We start from the raw sequence: 17,034 nt of genomic DNA, 5'->3' as shown, positions 1-17,034 counted from the left end.
CCCGCGATGCTGCGATTGACCGAGTACACCACCGCGGCCGAGGATGCGCACGGCGTTCTGGTGCTGCCGTTCGATACCCGGCAGAAGAGCCGTTTCCGGGCGACCTTGCAGGATGGCACCGAGGTGGGCGTCTTCCTGGAGCGTGGTCGTATTCTGCGGAATGGCGATGGCCTTCGCGCCGAAGGCGGTGAGGTGATAAGGGTGCAGGCGGCCAACGAGGCGGTGAGCACCGTGCGGTGTGCCGACGGCACCACCCTGGCGCGGGTGGCCTACCATCTGGGCAACCGGCATGTGCCGCTGCAGATCGGTGATGGTTTCGTGCGCTACCGGCACGATCACGTACTGGACGAAATGGTGCGTGGCCTCGGCCTCGATACGACGCCGGAACAGGCACCCTTCGAACCCGAAGCGGGTGCCTACGGCGGCGGCCATTCCCACGGGCATGATCATGACCACGACCACCACCACTGATCCCGCCCTGGCACGACGCCGGCTCTGGCAGCTCATGAGCCCGACCCTGCCCGTTGGGGCGTATAGCTACTCGGGCGGACTGGAGTACGCCATTGAGGCCGGCTGGGTACGGGATGCCGATGGCGTGGCTGACTGGCTGCAGGGCCAGCTCGTCCACACGCTCGGCCGTGTGGACGTGCCGCTGCTGGCGCGATTGCATGCCTGCTGGTGTCGGGATGACTGCACCGGCGTGGTGCATTATGGTCAATGGCTGCGGGCCAGCCGCGAGACATCGGAGCTGGTGGGCGAAGACCAGCACCTGGGGCGCGCCCTGGCAAGACTACTGAACGAGCTGGACATCCCCGAGGCTGAGCCCTGGACGCGTGCGTCGGAGACCAGCTGGGCGGTGGTCTACGCCCTGGCCCTGGTGCGTTGGGAGATCCCGCTGGAGGAGGGGGTTGAGGCCTACCTGTGGGCCTGGTGCGAGAATCAGGTGGCCGCAGCGATCAAGCTGGTGCCCCTGGGGCAGACCGCCGGGCAGCGGCTACTGCTGGATCTGGCCGAACCCATCGGCGCCGCCGCGGCCGCAGGCCTGCAATTGGACGATGACGCCATCGGCGGCACGGCCCCGGGCGTCGCCATCGCCAGCAGCCTGCACGAGACCCAGTATTCCCGGCTTTTCCGCAGTTGATTGCGGATTCCTGTGGGAGCGACGTGAGTCGCGACGGTCGCGTAGGGTGAACCTTCAGGTCCACCTTCCTCAGACAGGCAAGCCGCCGCGGCCCATCGCGGCCAACTCGGTGGACCTGAAGGTCCACCCTACAGCTCCCGCGGCTCGTATCGTGCCGCTGCGGTTCACTGACACCATCAGGAGGAACACACCATGTCTACCACCGAACAGGCACTGCGCGTCGGCATCGGCGGGCCCGTGGGCTCCGGCAAGACCGCGCTGCTGGAATCCCTGTGCCACTCCATGCGCGACCACTACAACATCGCCGTGGTCACCAATGACATCTACACCCGCGAGGACGCGGAATTCCTGACCCGTCATGGTGCCCTGGAAGCCGAGCGCATCGTTGGCGTGGAAACCGGCGGGTGTCCCCACACCGCTATCCGCGAGGACGCCTCCATGAACCTCTCCGCCGTGGCGGATCTCAACGCCCGTTTCCCGGGGCTGGACGTGGTGTTCGTGGAGAGCGGCGGCGACAATCTCTCCGCCACCTTCAGTCCCGAGCTGTCGGACCTCACTATCTACGTCATCGATGTCTGTGCCGGTGACAAGATCCCACGCAAGGGCGGCCCGGGCGTGACCCGCTCGGACCTGTTGGTGATCAACAAGATCGATCTGGCCGAGGGCGTGGGCGCCTCCCTGGAGGTCATGGACCGCGACAGCCGCCGCATGCGCGGCGACAAGCCGTTCCTGTTCACCAATCTCAAGTCCGGTCAGGGTCTGGACGAGGTGGTGGATTTCATCGTCCGCGAAGGCATGCTGCGCAACCGCGAGAGCGCCTAGCGTCTGCACGACAATCCCGCCCGAATCAGCCGTAGTACTGTACGTAGGGCGGACCTTCAGGTCCGCCATTGCGGGCCATGGCGGGCCCCGTGGTCGGCAACCCGGAAACGGCGGACCTTCAGGTCCGCCCTACACATGCGACACCTGCAGGTCTCTCGCTTTGGGCAGCGCGCACCAACTTGATTCATCCGGTTTCCGCACCACGCGGGTGCAATTGCCCGCCACGAGTGCATGAAGACGCCCTTGTTTGGTGCGTTCTCACGGCGGTATCAATGTAACTAATTGATAAGTAAAGCCAAAACCCCCTGGCATGGCGCTTGCTCCCTCCCTGTCAGTGCCCGGCGAACACCGTCAGGCACCAGCAAGTCACTGCCCCGGCCCGGTGCAGACCGGCCCGGCCAACAGGACGACGGAGGCAACCATGCATTCGACACAATCAAACAACGCGCTCTATCGCACCGTCGCTGGCGGCGCGATGGCTCTCGGCCTGGTGGCCGCGGGCAACGCCCAGGCGGACGACCCCATCAAGGTGGGCATTCTGCATTCCCTGTCCGGCACCATGGCCATCAGCGAGACGTCACTGCGTGACGTGGCGCTCATGACCATCGAGGACATCAATGAGCAGGGCGGCCTTCTGGGTCGTGAGCTGGAACCGGTGGTCATGGATCCGGGCTCCGACTGGCCCACCTACGCCGAGCAGGCGCGGGAGATGATCGAGCGCGAAGAGGTGGACGTCATTTTCGGCTCCTGGACCTCCGTTTCCCGCGAGGCGGTGCTGCCGGTGCTGGAGGAACTCAACGGCCTGATGTTCTACCCGGTGCAGTACGAGGGCGAGGAATCCTCCCGCAACATCTTCTACACCGGTGCGGCACCGAACCAGCAGACCCTGCCGGCGGTGGAGTACCTCATGAGCGAAGAGGGTGGCGGTGCCGAGCGCTTCTATCTCATCGGCACCGACTACGTTTTCCCGCGCACCACCAACCGCATCGTGCGGGCCTACCTGAATGCCCACGGCATCGGTGACGAGGACATCGAGGAGGTCTACACGCCCTTCGGTCACGACGACTTCCAGACCATTGTCGACGACATCGGTAGCTTTGCCGACGGTGGGCCCACCGCGGTGATCAACACCGTCAACGGTGATGCCAACGTGGCCTTCTACCAGGAGCTGGCCAACCAGGGCATCGACCCCATCGACGTGCCGGTACTTGCCACCTCCGTGGGTGAAGAAGAGCTCCGGGGCATGGATACCGACCTGCTGGCCGGCCATCTCGCCGCCTGGAACTACTTCATGTCCATCGACACGCCGGAGAACGAGCGCTTCACCGAGCGCTGGTTCGAGTACGTGGAAGAGAACGATCTCTCCGGTGGCTCCGACCGTGTGACCAACGACCCCATGGAAGCCACCCATATGGGCATCCGCATGTGGGCCCAGGCGGTGCTGCAGGCCGGGACCACCGACGTGGACGCGGTTCGCCAGGCCGTCTACGGTCAGTGCGTGGACTCCCCGTCCGGCTTCGAAGTGTGCATGGACGAGGAGAACCACCATCTGCACAAGCCGGTGATCATCGGTGAGATCGAGCCCGACGGCCAGTTCTTCCCCGTCTGGGAGACCGACGACGTGGTCCGCGCCGAGCCCTGGAGCGAGTACGTCGAGGGCAACGAGGACCGGCAGGCCAACTGGCGTTATCCCTGGGTCTGCGGGGACTGCGAAGAGCCGAACTACGGCCTGCAGTTCTAGCGCCCCGTGTCGGTGGTGACCGCGCACAGGGATGTGCGTGGCCTACCGTTCACACCCCCGTGGCCTCATGTTCGGGCCCCGCTTACTGGAACCCCGATGTCGGCTGTCCGCACGCACAGCCCCCAGGGAGATATTGTCATGTACACGACCCCGTGGATGCGCCGGCTGGCGCCGCTCCTGCTTCTCCTGGCAGGACTCCCCATGGCGGGTGCCGTGGCCGACACGGCCATTGACCGCGCCGAGGAGCGCGTCGAGCAGCTGGATCAGGATGACGACGAGGCGGTGGAAGAGCAGCTGGCTGCCGTGGAGGAACGTGACCTCGCTGCCGAGACCGCCGAGGTGCTGAGCCGCCTGGCCACCGCGGATCGACGCGAGCTGCAGGCGGCCATGGAGGACATCGCCGGGTTACAGGACGCTGATGCCCTGCCGACGCTCTTCGCCCTCCAGGACCGCCGGCTGTACTACACCGACGACGGCACACTGATCATCCAGGACGCGCGGGACGGCTCCCTGCGGGAAGCCACCACCGGGCGCGAGCGCACCGATCTGGAAACGGGGGATCTCTCCCAGCCGCGGCTGACCAACGTTGTCCGCCGGACCCTGCGCCCCACCATCGGCGCGCTGCAGATCTTCTCGGATGATCCGGCGGCCCGCCTCGCCGCCGCCGACGAGCTGGCAGAGCGCCCGCGCCCGGAGATGCGTGACTCCATCCTCGATGCGCTGGAACGGGAGACTAGCGCGGAAACCGAGCGCCTGCTGAACATCGCCCTGGCCCAACTGGATCTCGACAGCGACGACGATGCCCGCCGCCTGGAGGCGGTGGAGATCATCGCCGAGGTGCGCGCCAACCGGCTGCGCTCCGACCTGGCGGCGCTCACCGAGATCGGCGACGACGGTGAGCCGGTCGAGCCGGTGGCCGAGATCCGCCACGCAGCGCAGGCGGGTGTGGACGCCATCGATCGCCGTGCCCGCTTCGCCGGTTTCGCCTCGGATTTCGTCTACGGCATGTCCATGGGCAGCGTGCTGCTGCTCGCCGCCATGGGGCTCGCCATCGTTTTCGGGCTCATGGGCGTGATCAACATGGCCCACGGCGAGCTGCTGATGATCGGGGCCTACACCACGTTCATGACCCAGACCTTCTTTGCGCTCTTTGCGCCCCAGTGGTTCCAGTATTACCTGATCGCCGCCGTGCCCATGGCGTTCGTGGTGACCGCCGGCGTGGGCATTCTCATGGAACGCGGCGTCATCCGCTTTCTCTACAACCGCCCGCTGGAGACGCTGCTCGCCACCTGGGGCATCAGCCTGATCCTGATCCAGACCGTGCGCTGGATGTTCGGTGCCCAGAACGTGGCCGTGGCGAGCCCGCCCTGGTTCTCCGGCAGCGTGCAGATCATGCAGGGCGTCACCCTCTCCACCAGCCGGGTGGGCGTCATCCTGTTCGCCATTTTCGTCGTGACTCTGGTGTGGTTCCTCATGAACCGGACCCGACTTGGCCTTGAGGTGCGCGCCGTGATGCAGAACCGCGACATGGCGGCGGCCCTGGGCGTGCCCGCCAAACGCGTGGACATGTGGACCTTCGCCGTGGGCGCCGGGGTGGCAGGTCTGGGCGGCGTGGCGTTGTCGCAGATCGTCAATGTCGGCCCTGAGATGGGGCAGAACTACATCGTCGACTCGTTCATGGTGGTCGTGCTCGGCGGCGTCGGCAATCTGCTCGGGCCGGTGTTCAGCGCGCTCGGCATTGGCGTCACCACCAAGTTCCTCGAGCCCGCCACGGGGGCGGTCCTGGCGACCATCCTCGTGTTCGCGGCCATCATTCTGTTCATCCAGTGGCGTCCCCAGGGCATCTTTGCCCTCAAGGGGCGGTCCGCTGACGACTGAGGAGACCGATCATGCAGCCGCAATCCGCGCTGTCCCGCGTCGGCCGACTGCACACCCGCACGGCCTGGATGATCCTGGTCGCCCTGGCGGTTCTCGCCCTGATCGTCGTACCGGTGCTGAACCTGGTGGTGCCGCCGGAACATCCCCTGTACATGCCGGGCTGGATGGTGACCCTTGCCGGCCGCTTCCTGTGCCTGGCCCTGGTGGCCCTGGCCCTGGATCTGATCTGGGGCTACACGGGGATTCTGTCCCTGGGGCACGGCGTGTTCTTCGCCATGGGTGGCTACGTCATGGGGGCGCATCTCACCCGTGTCGCCTATGATGACGGCCGCCTGCCCAACTTCCTGCAGTGGCTGGATTACACGGAGTGGCCCTGGTACTGGGCCGGCTTTGATTCGTTCCTGTTCACCCTGGCGATGATCGCGCTGGTTCCCGGTGTGCTGGCGTTCATCTTCGGCTTCCTGGCCTTCCGTTCCCGGGTGCGCGGCGTCTACTTCGCCATCATCACCCAGGCGCTGACCTTCGGCGGCATGCACCTGTTCTTCCGCACGGAGACAGGCTTTGGCGGTGACACCGGCCTGACCAACTTCGACACCCTGCTGGGCTTCGAGCTGGGCACGCCGGGGGCGCGCCTGGGACTGTTCTGGGCTAGCGCCGCGACGCTGATCATCGCCTACCTCCTGTGTCGCTGGATCGTCACCTCCAAGCTCGGCCGGGTGATGACGGCCATCCGCGATGCCGAGACCCGGCTGCGCTTCACCGGCTACGACCCGCTGCGTTACAAGCTGTTCGTGTGGGTGGTCTCGGCGGTGCTTTGCGGTGTGGCCGGGGCGCTGTACGTGCCGCAGACCGGAGTGATCAACCCCTCCGAGATGGCGCCGCCGGCCTCCATCGAGATGGCCATCTGGGTGGCGCTGGGTGGCCGCGGGACGCTGGTGGGCGCGATCGCCGGTGCCGGTATCGTCAACGTGGTCAAGACCTGGGCCACCAGCGCCTACCCGGATCTCTGGCTGTACATCCTCGGTGCCATGTTCATCGGGGTGACCCTGTTTCTGCCCAAGGGCGTGGTGGGGATCCTGGGCATGCTGCGCCGTCGCAGGGAGGGTGAATCATGAATGCCCTGAGCAAGTCGCTGGACGATTTCCGCGAAGTCATGCGTCGGGACCAGGTGTTCGACATGGTCAACCGGCCACCCAGGGACGACACCGTGGACATGAGCCACGGCGTGGCCCTGTATCTCGAAGGTATCACCAAGTCTTTCGACGGCTTCAAGGCCCTGGACGATCTCACGCTCTACATCGGCGACGGCGAACTGCGCTGCATCATCGGGCCCAACGGCGCCGGCAAGACCACCCTGATGGACGTGATCACCGGCAAGACCCGCCCGGACGAGGGCTCGGCCTGGTTCGGCAGCCGCATCGACCTGCTGCGGCTCAAGGAGCACGAGGTGGCCCAGCGCGGCATCGGTCGCAAGTTCCAGAAGCCCACGGTGTACGAGAATCACACCGTGTTCGAGAACCTGGAGCTGGCCATGCACGCCGACCGCGGGCTCCTGACCAGTATCACCTGGCGCCTCAGTGGCGAGCAGCAGGACCGCATCGACGAGGTGCTGGAACTCATCGGCCTCACCGACCGGCGGGACATGCTCGCCGGGCTGCTCTCCCACGGCCAGAAGCAGTGGCTTGAGATCGGCTCGCTGCTCATGCAGAACCCGAGGCTGCTGCTGGTGGACGAGCCGGTGGCCGGCATGTCCGGCCAGGAGACCGAGGCCACGGCGGAACTGCTCACCAGCCTCGCCGGCAAGCACTCCGTGGTGGTGGTGGAGCACGACATGGACTTCGTGCGCTCCATCGCCCGCCAGGTCACCGTGCTGCACCAGGGCAGCGTGCTCGCCGAGGGCACCATGGACCAGGTGCAGAACAATCCGCAGGTGCGCCAGGTGTATCTGGGGGAAGAGGACTAGACAGACATGCCTGCCATGGTCGCGGCTTGCGCCGCTCCTACGGACAGCGCCGTGACCCCGTCGGAGCGGCGCAAACCGCGATGGAACCAGACAGACCGCCTGTAGGAGCGGCGCAAGCCGCGACGTTCCCACGGGAAGACACCAGACAGGAGAACCGAGATGCTCCGCATCCAAGGCCTCAACCAGTACTACGGCGGCAGTCACATCCTCCGGGACGTGGACCTGGACGTGCAGGAGGGTCGCGCCAACTGCCTCATGGGCCGCAACGGCATGGGCAAGACCACCTTGCTCAAGTGCATCATGGGGCTCGAGCCCATCGCCGGCGGCAGGATCCTGTTCAAGGGCGAGGACATCAGCCGCAAGCGCCCCTACGACCGGGCGCGGCTGGGCCTCGGCTACGTACCCCAGGGGCGGGAAATCTTCCCTCAGCTCACGGTGGAAGAGAATCTGCGTGTGCCCTTGGCAAGCAAGCGGTCAAAAGGCATCCCGGAGCGGGTCTACGAGCTGTTCCCCGTGCTTAAGGACATGGCACGGCGGCGGGGCGGTGACCTCTCCGGCGGTCAACAGCAGCAGCTTGCCATCGGCCGCGCCCTGGTGCTGGATCCGGAGATCCTTCTGCTGGACGAGCCCATCGAGGGTATCCAGCCCAACATCGTCAAGGAAATCAGCGAGGTGATTCGGCTGCTCAACCGCGAGCAGGGGCTCACCATCCTGCTGGTGGAGCAGAAGCTCCCCTTCGCCCGCGCCACCGCGGACTGCTTCAGCATCCTCAACAACGGCCGAAATGTCGCCTCCGGCGAGATGACGGAACTCGGGGACGATCTTATCCAGGAGCATCTCACCGTCTGAATCGGCGTATTTCCGGGTTACGGATCCCTACCCGGTCAGGGCAGAGCCGTCTGCGCGGTTCCCACCGGTGAGCCGTCGATAGCCGTAGGGTGGACCTTCAGGTCCACCATTCCAGCCCCGCCCAAGTCACCTTGACTTATCAGAGCGGAGAGGGCGGACCTGAAGGTCCGCCCTACGCCTGGGCCGAGGCGCTTCATCGTCTGTCTAACTGGTCAACGAACAACCGTCAGCGCTGCTGCCGCCGGTCAGTCGCCGGTATCCAAGCGCTTCTCCCAGGTGCTGAACGGTGACCCGGTCGGCATTCGCCAGGTCGGCGATTGTGCGTGCCACACGCAGCAGTCGATGGTAAGCGCGGGCCGACAGGCCCAGGCGCTCCATGGCCTGGATCAGGAAGCGGCTCTCGTCACGACCCAGGCCGCAGCCTGCTTCGACGGCATCCGACTCCAGCGCTGCGCAGCAGGTCCCGCTCAGAGCGAGCCGCCGGTCCCGCGCCTGGCAGACGCGGGCGCGCACCGTGGCTGACGCTTCCCCGGGAGGCGCCTCGTGCAGCTCTGCCGGGCGCAGCCGAGCTACTTCCACCTGCATGTCGATGCGGTCCAGCAGCGGCCCGGAGATGCGGCCGCGGTAGCGGTCGATCTGGTCCGGCGTGCAGCGGCAGGCGTGCACGGGGTCGCCGTGGTAGCCGCAGGGGCAGGGGTTCATGGCGGTGACGAGCTGGAATCGTGCCGGGAACACCACCTGCGCCGCTGCCCGCGAGATGCTTACCTGCCCGGTCTCCAGGGGTTCCCTGAGCACCTCCAGCGCCTGGCGGCCGAATTCCGGCAGTTCATCAAGAAAGAGGACCCCGTTGTGGGCAAGGGAGATCTCCCCGGGGCGCGGCCGCCCGCCGCCGCCCGTGAGCGCCACGTGGGAGGCTGAATGGTGAGGCGCCCGGAACGGCCGGCGCCCCCAGTCACCGGCATCGAACCCCGTGCGGGTCAGCGAAAGGACCGCCGCTGTTTCCAGGCTTTCCGTATCGGACATCGGCGGCAGGATACCGGGCAGGCGCTCGGCGAGCATGCTCTTGCCGGTGCCCGGCGGACCGCTCAGCAGCAAAGAGTGGCCGCCGGCAGCGGCGATCTCCAGGGCGCGGCGGGCGCCGGCCTGCCCGCGCACGTCGGCCAGATCCGGCAGTGAGCAGACGGCCTCCGTCGGGGTGGCTTGTGCGGGAGGGAGCTCACTGCGGCCGGCGAGGTGCCCACTCAGATCCAGCAGGTGGCCGACGCCGTAGCTGTGCCCCGGGTGGACGAGTGCGGCTTCCGGTGCATTCGCCGCGGGGACCGCGAGGTTGCGGCCGGCATGGCGTGCCTGGACGGCCACCGGCAGGCAGCCCTGGACCGGCCGCAGCTCGCCGCTCAGGGCCAGCTCCCCGGCGAACTCCCACACGGGCAGCGCTGTTCGCGGTATCTGGCCGGAGGCGGCGAGGATGCCCACGGCAATAGGCAGATCGAAGCGGCCACCCTCCTTGGGCAGGTCCGCCGGGGCGAGGTTGATGGTGATGCGGCGGGTGGGGAACTCGAAGCCGCTGTTGACGATGGCGCTGCGCACCCTGTCGCGGCTTTCCTTCACCGCCGTCTCCGGCAGGCCGACGATGGACATCGACGGCAGGCCGTTGGCCAGATGCACCTCGATGGTGACCAGCGGGGCGTCGACGCCGACGCCCGCGCGACCGTAGACCACTGCAAGTGTCATGGACCCGTCCCTGGGCAGGCCGCGCCATTGGCGCGGCGGTGATGGTCAGTCCTGTGCGGGGCTGGGCTCGGGGGAGTCTTCCGGTCCCTTGCCTTCCAGCGCGGCAACACGCTCCTCCAGGGCCTCGAGCTGCGCACGGGTGCGCGCCAGCACTTTGGCCTGGGCGTCGAATTCCTCCCGCGTCACCAGATCCAGGCGATTGAAGGTGCTCTGCATGGTGGTGTGGAAGTTGCGCTCCATCTCCTGCTGGAACTCGCGCAGGCCGGGGGGCAGGTTCGAAGCGAACTTGCGTGCCATTTCATCGAGCGATTTCGGGTCCAGCATTGTGCACTCCTGCGGGTGGCCGGGGTTGTGATGCACTAAAAAGAGGCAATAAGCGCCTTTTTGGTGCGTGTTCAGGTTGTGCATCGCCACGAAATGTTGCCTTGAAGCGAATAACAACATGAAAAAACGGTGAAAACAACAACTGGCACAGGAAATGCTCTGCACCATGTCGAGTCCGATGCCGGCGGCGAGCGTGACGATCCGGTATCGGCGACAGCCCCGACAGGGGATACCTGTTCCAGTTCAGGGCCCGGTGGAACCGGGCCGTTCAGCAGGGAGTATCCGGGAATGAAACTCGTAACCGCAATCATCAAGCCGTTCAAGCTGGACGATGTGCGCGAAGCACTCTCCGAGATCGGCGTTCAGGGCATCACCGTGACCGAGGTCAAGGGCTTCGGCCGCCAGAAGGGCCATACCGAGCTCTATCGGGGTGCAGAGTACGTCGTCGACTTTCTCCCCAAGGTGAAGATTGAGGTCGCCGTCCAGGACGACCTGACCGATCGCACCACCGAGGCAATCAGCAAGGCCGCCAATACCGGCAAGATCGGCGACGGCAAGATTTTCGTCTTCGATCTGGAAAAGGCCATGCGTATCCGCACCGGCGAGACCGACAAGGACGCGCTCTGATCTTCAGTGACGCGCCCTGGATTTCAGATCAGTGGTAATAGAGGAAAATAACGATGGACGAAGTTGCTGAGCTTGTATACGCGCTGGATACATTCTACTTCCTGCTCTCCGGCGTGCTTGTCATGTGGATGGCGGCCGGGTTCTCCATGCTCGAGGCCGGTCTGGTGCGCTCGAAGAACACCGTGGAGATCCTGACCAAGAACATCACGCTCTATTCCGTTGCCGTGATCATGTATCTGGTGATCGGCTGGAACCTCATGTACGAAAGCGCCGGTGGGCTGTTTCCGTCGCTGAGCTTCTTCCTGCCCAGCTCGGATCCGCACACCACCGCCGATGGCTTCTCCTATTTCTCGGACTTCTTCTTCCAGGTGGTGTTCGTGGCCACGGCCATGTCCATTGTCTCGGGGGCGGTGGCCGAGCGCATGAAGCTGGCGGCCTTCCTGATCTTTGCCGTGGTGATGACCGGCTTCATCTACCCGATCCAGGGTCTGTGGACCTGGGGTGGTGGCTGGCTCGATCAGCTCGGCTACATCGACTACGCCGGTAGCGGCATCGTCCACATGGCGGGCGCCACCGCTGCGCTGGCCGGCGTCATCCTGCTGGGGCCGCGGAAGGGCAAGTACACCAAGGACGGCAAGATCCGCGCGATCCCGGGTGGCAACCTGCCCCTGGCCACGCTGGGTACGTTCATCCTGTGGATGGGCTGGTTCGGCTTCAATGGCGGTTCGGAACTGGCCGTGGCCTCCACGGATTCCGCCAACGCCGTGGCCACCGTCTACATGAACACCAACTTCGCCGCTGCCGCCGGTGTCGTGGCCGCCTTGATCCTGTCGAAGATCCTGTTCGGCAAGGCGGATCTCACCATGGTGCTCAACGGCGCCCTGGCCGGTCTGGTGTCCATCACCGCCGCGCCGGACTCTCCGGCCCCGCTGCTGGCCGTGGTTATCGGGGCCATCGGTGGCGTGATCGTGGTGTTCTCCATCATCGGCCTGGACAAGCTCAAGATCGATGACCCGGTGGGCGCCATCTCCGTGCACGGCACCTGCGGTATCTGGGGCGTGCTGGCGGTGATGCTGTCGGTGCCCGAAGCGAGCTTCGTCAACCAGATCATCGGTCTGGTCGCGATCTTCGGCTTCGTGTTCATCGCCAGTGGGATCGTCTGGTTCATCCTGAAGATGGCCATGGGCATCCGCGCGACTGAAGAGGAAGAGGAAAACGGCCTCGACCTCAGCGAGTGCGGCATGGAAGCGTATCCGGAGTTCGTCTCCTCTGGTCAGAAGTAACCTCCGCCGGATTCCGGCAAACAGAAAAGGGGCACCCATCGGGTGCCCCTTTTTTTGATCCTGATCGGAAACCCGATCTTGTCCGGACCGGGTCGTGGACCGGTAACCGTGGATCTTACGGCAGGAACATCAGTCCGAGGCCGATGACCACGCCGGTGACCAGCAGGTTCACGACGCAGAAGCCCATGATGTCCTTGGCTTTCAGTCCGGCAATGGCCAGCGCCGGCAGGGCCCAGAAGGGTTGAATCAGGTTGGTCCAGGCATCACCCCAGGCCACTGCCATGGCCGTGCGTGCGGCATCCACACCCAGCGCTGCGCCGGCGTCCAGCATGATGTCCGCCTGCACCGCCCACTAGCCGCCGCCGGAGGGCACGAAAACGTTCACCAGTCCGGCGCTGAGAAAGGCGAACAGCGGGTAGGTGGTGGGGTTAGAGATGGCCACGAACCACTCGGAGAACGTCGCTGCCAGCCCGGAGCCGATCATCATCCCCATGATGCCCGCGTAGAACGGGAACTGGATGACAATGCCGCCGGCACCCTTGATGGCCTCCTGCATGCTGTTCAGGAAGTGCCGCGGGCGGCCGTGGAGCATGATCCCCAGGAACAGGAACAGGAAGTTGACGATGTTCAGATTCAGGCTGCCACTCTCGACGAAGAAGTAGTAGCCCAGGAACACCAGGCCCATGACGCCAATGGCCTGGGACAGGGTAATGCTGTTCTCCACCCGGTCGGCCGCGCGTTCCCATTTGAGTTCCGGAGAATTCTCCTCCTCGGCCAGTTTCTGCGGATCCGCGACGTAGGGCTCATCGATCTTGTTCATCATCAGCCGGTTCACCAGCGGAATGATGATCAGCATCAGCAGCACCAGGATCAGGTTGAAGCCGGCAAAGATGGTCTCGCTGGTGGAGATGACCCCGATCTTGTCCTCGGTGAAGTGCCCGTCCGTGGCGATGAGCAGGCCGATGGAACTGGCCAGGCCGCCGTGCCAGACGATGAAGCCGCTGTATGCGCTGGCGATGAGAAGCCGGTAGTCCACGCCGCGAACCACCTGGGCGAGTTGCCTGGAGAACAGCGCCCCGATCACCAGGCCGAAGCCCCAGTTGATCCAGGCGGCGAAGATCGACACCACCGTGACCAGGATGATCGCCTGCCCCGGCGTCTTGGCCAGGCTGGCAAGCGCCACCAGGATGCGCTTGAACGCCGGTGTGCTGGCGAGCACGAAGCCGGTGACCAGCACCAGCACCATCTGCATGCCGAACTGGAGCAGATCCCAGAAGCCGTCGCCCCAGTGTTCGATCATGGCCACGGGGCTTTCCCGCTCGATGCCCATGCCCAGGAAAAACACCAGTAGCGTGAGCAGCATGACAATGACGAACGGATCCGGCAGGTACCGTTCCATGAGGCGTGTGGAGCCTCTGGTAAGGGCTTTTATCATGGGTTTCTCCCCCGAGAATGATGGCAACTGTATCGGTGTTATCGCGCCGCCCGCTGCAGACGGCTGCCCCGAAGATCGGCGCAACACCTAGGCCGAGTCCATATTGCACCGCATCCAACGCGGTGGCGTGTCGTCGTCGGCGGGTGACGGTACCGCCTTGTCTATCGGCGCTGTTTACGGGAAAGTAGGGACCAAATCACCTTGACTGGAGGCAGGGGTGCGACAACCGGGCCGCGTGCTGATCTGGATTGCGTTGTTTCTCCTGGCCGTGGCGGGCGTTGCGGCGCTGCTGCACCAGCGCCTGATCGAGGCCTTCCTCGCCAATCCCGTATTCAACGGCATGATCGTCGCCGTGCTGGCGGTGGGGATCATCATCAACTTCCGCCAGGTCTTGGTGCTGGGGCCGGACGCCGCCTGGCTGCGCGCCTGGCAGCGCGGCGCCGAATCCCTGCCACCTCCCCCCAAGCGGGGACTGCTTGGTTCGCTCGGGCGCATGCTGCAGGAGCGTGGTGATAAATTACAGCTCACCACCATGAGTATGCGTGCCCTGCTGGACGGCATTCGCTCGCGGCTGGACGAGGCCCGGGACCTGTCCCGTTATTTCATCGGCCTGCTGATCTTCCTGGGGCTGTTGGGCACCTTCTGGGGCCTGCTGGATACCCTCGGTGGCATCGGTCGCGTGATCAGCGGGCTGAGCGTCGGCGGTGGAGACGCCACCGAATTGTTCGAACAGCTCCGTGCCGGTCTTCAGGAGCCGCTGGCGGGCATGGGCACCGCCTTCAGTTCGTCGCTCTTCGGCCTGGCAGGCGCCCTGGTCCTGGGCTTTGTCGATCTGCAGGCCGGTCATGCCCAGAATCGCTTCTACAATGATGTGGAAGAACAGCTCACGGGGCTGACCCGTTTCAGCTCCGGTGCTCTGGCCAACGTCGACACCGAGCACAGCGTGCCCTCCTATATCCAGGCACTACTGGAGCAGACCGCGGAGAGTCTGGATCGGCTGCAGCGCCTGGTGGCAAGGCGTGAAGAAGAGAGACGCAGTGCCGAGGAGAGCATTTCCACGGTGACCGAGCAAGTGGGCGAGCTGGCGGAGCAGATCCGCAGCGAACACCGGCGCATGCTCAGCCAGGCACGGGGACAGATGGAGCTGCAGCCGGTGCTGCAGCGTCTGGCGGACTCGCTGGGTGAGCGGGGTGAAGAGTCCGATTCCATGGAGGAGCGGCTGCGGTCCCTGGATCACACTCTGCATCGTCTGGTGGACGAAATGCAGAGCGAGCGCACGGACCTGGCTGCGGAGCTGCGGGACGAGATCCGGCTGTTGACCCGCACCGTGGCCCGAGCCACGGGCACCGATCCCGGCGAGCGGTAACGTGTTTCCCGAGCGGCGCAATCGCAACAGTGTCAACATCTGGCCCGGCTACGTGGACGTGCTGGCCACGTTGTTGCTGCTGTTCGTGTTTGTGCTGAGCCTGTTCATGGTGGCCCAGTACTATCTCACCGACACCCTGGCCGGTCGCGAAGCCGCACTGGCGCGCCTGGAGGCGGAGCTCTCCGACCTGGGCGACGAACTGGCCATGGAGCGGGAGGCCCGCCGAGAACTGGAGCAGGATCTGGCGGTTTCCATTGCCGAGCGGGGCGCCCTGCGCGACGAACTCGCGGATGCCCGCACCCGGATTTCCACGTTGGAGGATGACCTCGCCGAGGCCGAGACCACCATCGCCGAGGACGAGGAGACCATCGAGCGCCAGGCGGCCGAGATGGCCAGTCTGCAGCAGGACATCGACGCCCTGCGGCAGTTGCGTGAGGAACTGGAGGATGAAGTCGGCGAACTCGCCGCCGCCCGTGAGGACACCGAAGCCGAGGCCGCCGCCGCGCGGGATCGCGCCCGGGCCCTGGAGGCCGAGCTGGCCGAGGCCGAGGAGCGCACCCACCTGGCGCAGAGGGAGCTGGAGGAGCGGGAGATCCGGGTGCGGGATCTCCAGCGCCTGGTGGAGGAGCAGCAGCGCGCGCTGCGGGACGAAGAACAGCTGACCACCGCGCAGCAGACCCGCATTGACCGGCTCAATCGTCAGGTGGAGGCCTTGCGGGAGCAACTGCGCCGGGTCAGCGCCGCACTGGAGCTTTCCGAGGAGACCGTCGCCGAGCAGGAGGAGCGGATCGACGAGCTCGGCCGTCGGCTCAACCTGGTCCTGGTGGAGCGGGTGCGGGAGCTCAGCCGCTACCGCTCCGAGTTCTTTGGCCGGCTGCGGGAAGTGTTGGGCGATCGTGAGGACATCCGTATCGAGGGCGACCGGTTCGTATTCCAGTCGGAGCTCTTCTTCGAGACTGCCTCGGCGGACATCGAGGATGCCGGAACGGACCAGTTGGACAGCCTCGCAGAGACCATTGTTGAACTGCAGGACGCCATCCCCGAGGAGATCCCCTGGGTGCTGCAGGTGGAGGGGCACACGGATATCCGGCCCATCGCCACGGAGGAGTTCCCCTCCAACTGGCACCTGTCCACCGCGCGGGCACAGTCCATCGTCGACTATCTCATTGACCGCGGCGTACCGCCGCAGCGGCTGTCGCCGTCAGGCTTCGGCGAGTTCCACCCGGTGGCCGAGGGCACCGACCCCGAATCCCTCCAGCGCAACCGGCGCATCGAGCTGCGTCTGACCCAGCGTTGAACAGGTGTGGTTCCACCGACCGGGCCCCCGTAGCTCCGTAGGGTGGACCTTCAGGAGCGCCAGGCGAAGCCTGGTCGCTTGGGATTGGTGGCATGGAGGCGGCCATGAAATTGCGAGAGGGACCCAGCGGGCCGTTGAGCCCGCCCGGTAGAGGTTGGCCACCAGCCGGAAGCGAGTCTTGCGCTGCAGTGGGTAACTGCTGTGGTGAAGCGTAGACAGCGAGTGTCCAGGCTGCGTGATTGAGCCCCGAAATCCGCGACATTGTGGGTGCCGACGGTGTCTGAAGACCGGAAGGCAGTAACGCTGCACTGTAGAGGCCTGGTGTGGTGTGCCCGCCGGGGTCCGAGAGCGGGGCATGGGCACATTGGGGTCCCCCAGGAACCTGGGAGGGCCTGTCGTCTCCGCCTAAGAAGTAGACGGTGCGGGCGACCGCTGATCCGCAGTCCGGGCCAGTGGTGGGAGCGTCCTCCTGCTGCTGGAGCGAAGGCTGAGGGCGCTGCGGCGGTATGGTGCTGCGAGGACAGCCAGAGCGGTGCCAGACGGGCGGCAGGCAGTCGGAGTCTCCCATAGTACCGGA

14 protein-coding genes and 1 pseudogene are annotated in these 17,034 nt (G+C 65.6%); 12 read left to right on the top strand and 3 right to left on the bottom strand.

The window, feature by feature from the left end; translation table 11 throughout:
* Positions 1 to 6: 6 nt before the first annotated feature.
* The 8 genes from ureE (at position 7) to urtE (ending at position 8,394) form a co-directional block, all read left to right on the top strand.
* Complete coding sequence (gene ureE / locus KU884_RS18200; protein ID WP_167783942.1) at positions 7 to 471, top strand: urease accessory protein UreE; 465 nt, start codon at positions 7 to 9, stop codon at positions 469 to 471.
* The gene (locus KU884_RS18195) at positions 443 to 1,141 is read left to right on the top strand and encodes an urease accessory protein UreF (protein WP_167783941.1); all 699 of its coding nucleotides are present in this window, start codon (positions 443 to 445) and stop codon (positions 1,139 to 1,141) included. The genes ureE and KU884_RS18195 overlap by 29 nt, the downstream gene beginning before the upstream one ends.
* A gap of 192 nt (positions 1,142 to 1,333) precedes the next feature.
* Positions 1,334 to 1,963, top strand: a complete 630-nt coding sequence (gene ureG / locus KU884_RS18190; RefSeq protein ID WP_167783940.1) for an urease accessory protein UreG — start codon at positions 1,334 to 1,336, stop codon at positions 1,961 to 1,963.
* Between the two features lie 421 nt (positions 1,964 to 2,384).
* Positions 2,385 to 3,704, top strand: coding sequence for an urea ABC transporter substrate-binding protein (urtA, locus tag KU884_RS18185; RefSeq protein ID WP_167783939.1), 1,320 nt, complete (start codon positions 2,385 to 2,387; stop codon positions 3,702 to 3,704).
* A gap of 138 nt (positions 3,705 to 3,842) precedes the next feature.
* A complete protein-coding gene (gene urtB / locus KU884_RS18180; protein ID WP_254432118.1) occupies positions 3,843 to 5,582 on the top strand; it encodes an urea ABC transporter permease subunit UrtB in 1,740 nt (579 codons plus the stop codon).
* Positions 5,579 to 6,697 (top strand): urea ABC transporter permease subunit UrtC, encoded by a 1,119-nt coding sequence (gene urtC / locus KU884_RS18175; RefSeq protein WP_371807965.1) that lies wholly within the window; start codon positions 5,579 to 5,581, stop codon positions 6,695 to 6,697. The genes urtB and urtC overlap by 4 nt, the downstream gene beginning before the upstream one ends.
* A complete protein-coding gene (gene urtD / locus KU884_RS18170; RefSeq protein ID WP_167783937.1) occupies positions 6,694 to 7,545 on the top strand; it encodes an urea ABC transporter ATP-binding protein UrtD in 852 nt (283 codons plus the stop codon). Before urtC ends, urtD begins: the two co-directional genes overlap by 4 nt.
* A gap of 159 nt (positions 7,546 to 7,704) precedes the next feature.
* Complete coding sequence (gene urtE, locus KU884_RS18165; protein ID WP_167783936.1) at positions 7,705 to 8,394, top strand: urea ABC transporter ATP-binding subunit UrtE; 690 nt, start codon at positions 7,705 to 7,707, stop codon at positions 8,392 to 8,394.
* Between the two features lie 204 nt (positions 8,395 to 8,598).
* Here urtE and KU884_RS18160 read toward each other — a convergent pair whose 3' ends face one another.
* Together KU884_RS18160 and KU884_RS19320 are read right to left on the bottom strand one after the other, a co-directional pair.
* The gene (locus KU884_RS18160; protein ID WP_167783935.1) at positions 8,599 to 10,125 is read right to left on the bottom strand and encodes a YifB family Mg chelatase-like AAA ATPase; all 1,527 of its coding nucleotides are present in this window, start codon (positions 10,123 to 10,125) and stop codon (positions 8,599 to 8,601) included.
* 45 nt (positions 10,126 to 10,170) lie between these two features.
* Positions 10,171 to 10,617, bottom strand: coding sequence for an accessory factor UbiK family protein (locus KU884_RS19320; RefSeq protein ID WP_371807944.1), 447 nt, complete (start codon positions 10,615 to 10,617; stop codon positions 10,171 to 10,173).
* A 120-nt stretch (positions 10,618 to 10,737) separates the two neighbouring features.
* Here KU884_RS19320 and glnK point away from each other — a divergent pair, with 120 nt between their 5' ends.
* Complete coding sequence (glnK, locus tag KU884_RS18150) at positions 10,738 to 11,076, top strand: P-II family nitrogen regulator (protein ID WP_167783934.1); 339 nt, start codon at positions 10,738 to 10,740, stop codon at positions 11,074 to 11,076.
* 53 nt (positions 11,077 to 11,129) lie between these two features.
* On the top strand, positions 11,130 to 12,359 hold the full coding sequence (locus KU884_RS18145; RefSeq protein ID WP_167783933.1) for an ammonium transporter: 1,230 nt from the start codon (positions 11,130 to 11,132) through the stop codon (positions 12,357 to 12,359).
* Between the two features lie 115 nt (positions 12,360 to 12,474).
* Here KU884_RS18145 and KU884_RS18140 read toward each other — a convergent pair.
* Positions 12,475 to 13,758: pseudogene (locus KU884_RS18140) on the bottom strand (short-chain fatty acid transporter).
* Between the two features lie 253 nt (positions 13,759 to 14,011).
* On the opposite strand from KU884_RS18140, the gene KU884_RS18135 reads away from it, so the two are divergent.
* Positions 14,012 to 15,160: a flagellar motor protein MotA gene (locus KU884_RS18135; RefSeq protein WP_167783932.1), complete on the top strand. Its 1,149-nt coding sequence runs from the start codon at positions 14,012 to 14,014 to the stop codon at positions 15,158 to 15,160.
* Position 15,161: 1 nt separating this feature from the next.
* Positions 15,162 to 16,457, top strand: coding sequence for a peptidoglycan-binding protein (locus KU884_RS18130; RefSeq protein ID WP_254432117.1), 1,296 nt, complete (start codon positions 15,162 to 15,164; stop codon positions 16,455 to 16,457).
* The last annotated feature ends 577 nt before the right edge of the window (positions 16,458 to 17,034 follow it).

The sequence above is a fragment of the Aquisalimonas sp. 2447 genome, assembly GCF_012044895.1.
Taxonomy (GTDB): domain Bacteria; phylum Pseudomonadota; class Gammaproteobacteria; order Nitrococcales; family Aquisalimonadaceae; genus Aquisalimonas.
Note: the sequence above shows the minus strand (reverse complement) of the source record. Positions and strands in the feature narration are given on the sequence as shown.

Bases quoted from the DNA above. Each gene is read 5' to 3' on its own strand.
- ureE (WP_167783942.1), top strand. From the start codon at position 7: ATGCTGCGATTGACCGAGTACACCACCGCGGCCGAGGATGCGCACGGC.
- KU884_RS18195 (WP_167783941.1), top strand. From the start codon at position 443: ATGATCATGACCACGACCACCACCACTGATCCCGCCCTGGCACGACGC.
- ureG (WP_167783940.1), top strand. From the start codon at position 1,334: ATGTCTACCACCGAACAGGCACTGCGCGTCGGCATCGGCGGGCCCGTG.
- urtA (WP_167783939.1), top strand. From the start codon at position 2,385: ATGCATTCGACACAATCAAACAACGCGCTCTATCGCACCGTCGCTGGC.
- urtB (WP_254432118.1), top strand. From the start codon at position 3,843: ATGTACACGACCCCGTGGATGCGCCGGCTGGCGCCGCTCCTGCTTCTC.
- urtD (WP_167783937.1), top strand. From the start codon at position 6,694: ATGAATGCCCTGAGCAAGTCGCTGGACGATTTCCGCGAAGTCATGCGT.
- urtE (WP_167783936.1), top strand. From the start codon at position 7,705: ATGCTCCGCATCCAAGGCCTCAACCAGTACTACGGCGGCAGTCACATC.
- KU884_RS18160 (WP_167783935.1), bottom strand. From the start codon at position 10,125: ATGACACTTGCAGTGGTCTACGGTCGCGCGGGCGTCGGCGTCGACGCC.
- KU884_RS19320 (WP_371807944.1), bottom strand. From the start codon at position 10,617: ATGGTGCAGAGCATTTCCTGTGCCAGTTGTTGTTTTCACCGTTTTTTC.
- glnK (WP_167783934.1), top strand. From the start codon at position 10,738: ATGAAACTCGTAACCGCAATCATCAAGCCGTTCAAGCTGGACGATGTG.
- KU884_RS18145 (WP_167783933.1), top strand. From the start codon at position 11,130: ATGGACGAAGTTGCTGAGCTTGTATACGCGCTGGATACATTCTACTTC.